The organism is Albidovulum sp. (assembly GCF_049646345.1).
GTDB lineage: Bacteria > Pseudomonadota > Alphaproteobacteria > Rhodobacterales > Rhodobacteraceae > Albidovulum.
In genome coordinates this window covers 1-1,586 of sequence record NZ_JBARVQ010000098.1, presented here as the reverse complement: position 1 = coordinate 1,586, position 1,586 = coordinate 1, and the positions used below count along the sequence as shown (strand labels likewise).

At 64.4% G+C, this 1,586-nt stretch carries 2 protein-coding genes; both read right to left on the bottom strand.

Going from position 1 to position 1,586, the window contains the following annotated elements; translation table 11 throughout:
- On the bottom strand, nucleotides 1–537 hold a 537-nt coding region (locus WBB85_RS02520), incomplete at its 3' end, for an SDR family NAD(P)-dependent oxidoreductase (protein WP_432637049.1).
- A gap of 42 nt (nucleotides 538–579) precedes the next feature.
- Nucleotides 580–1,586 (bottom strand): class I SAM-dependent methyltransferase (locus tag WBB85_RS02515; RefSeq protein ID WP_432637048.1); only part of this gene is annotated, 1,007 nt, incomplete at its 5' end.

Below are 1,586 nucleotides of genomic sequence, written 5' to 3'. Positions count from 1 at the left end.
CGACCGGGTCGCCTGATCAAGCGCTGCACCGGCGATCGAATAGGCGAGGAATTCGGGCTGCGTGCGCCGCGCGGCCAGGGTCGAGATATTGATGATCGAGCCGACCGGCCCCTCTTCGCGCCCGTCCTTTTCGGCCTGAGCAATCATGCGTTTCGCGGCCATCTGGCTGAGTTTCAGCGCGGTCAGCAGATTCTGGTTCAGCATCGCTTCCAACCCCGGATCGTCGGGGTTGAGCGGGTCAGAGGTCAGAACCCCCCGACTGGCATTGACCACGATATCGATCCGTTCGAACGCATCGACCGTAGCGGACAACAGATTGGCGAGGGCCAGTTTCTGGCCAAGATCGCCGCTGAAACATCGGATCGGACTGTCTTCGGCATCGGCCTCGCTCCCGACCTCCTCGCTCAGCTTCGCTTCGTCGCTGTCGGCGAACATGACCTTCGCCCCGCGATCGACGAAATGGCGGGCGATGGCCAGTCCCACGCCGCATGCGGAACCTGTGACGATGGCGGTTTTACCGGCGATGGAAAGGGTCATGAAGGATCCGGGGTTGATTCTGTCGCGGCAGACTAGTGGATTTCAGCGCCCCGGGCGAGCCGTGGCCGGACGCGACGCCAGGAAGAGCTTGAACGCGCCATCGCCGCCGATTTCACGCACATCGCCGAAATGCTTTGAAAGCACCGCCTCATAGGGCAGGTGCCGGTTGGCCACCATGAAGAAGCGCCCCGAGGGTGCCAGCAGTCCCGCAGCGGCGGCGATGAAGGCCATGCCCAAGTTGGGTTCGGCCGCCCTGCCCGTGTGGAAAGGTGGGTTGGAAATGACCGCGTTGAATTTTACTTCAGGCCGGAATTTCGTGGCATCCGCCCAGTGGAACCGGGCCCGCGGATCGGTGATGTTCGCCTTCGCGCAGCGATGCGCGCCGTGGTCAGCTTCGATCAGATGCAGTTCCGTGACGCCGGGCCGTTCAAGAATGCGCGCCGACAACCACCCCCAGCCAGAGCCGAGATCGGCGACCCGGCCCTTCAGGTCCATCGGCAACGCCCCGGCCAGTTGGGCCGATCCGGGATCGACCTTTTCCGCGGAAAAGACCCCGGGCCGGGTCGTGAAACCGGGCACGGGATGCAGGGCCTCTTCACTCCAGTCGTCGAACAGGGGGGCGGCGGCGAACCCGAAGATCTTGCCATGCGCCTTGGAAAAGGACGCGGTGACGGGGACCCGTGCCTTCACGTCCTTCAGCATCGTCTCGACGCCATCGGTCTTCTGCCCGTCAACCCAGAGCGGTCCGCCCGGCGCAACCAGATTGCTGGCTGCCGCCACCCAGCCCCGCCCCTGACCGCGCGATCGGGGCAGAAGAATCAGCGCAGCGGAGAATCCCGTCCCGGCCTCGGCAATATCCGGCACCACGCGCCAGCCCAGTGCCGCGAGCGTGTCGTGATCCGGGCAGAACCCCTGCACGATAGTCACGCGCTCTTTCGGCATGATATCGAGATCGTCCCCCGCACGGGCACCGATAACCAATATTCCGCCGGACGGCGGCAGTGCCCCGTCGCCTTCAAGCGCAAGCGTTAATCTGGGATTGTTCATGC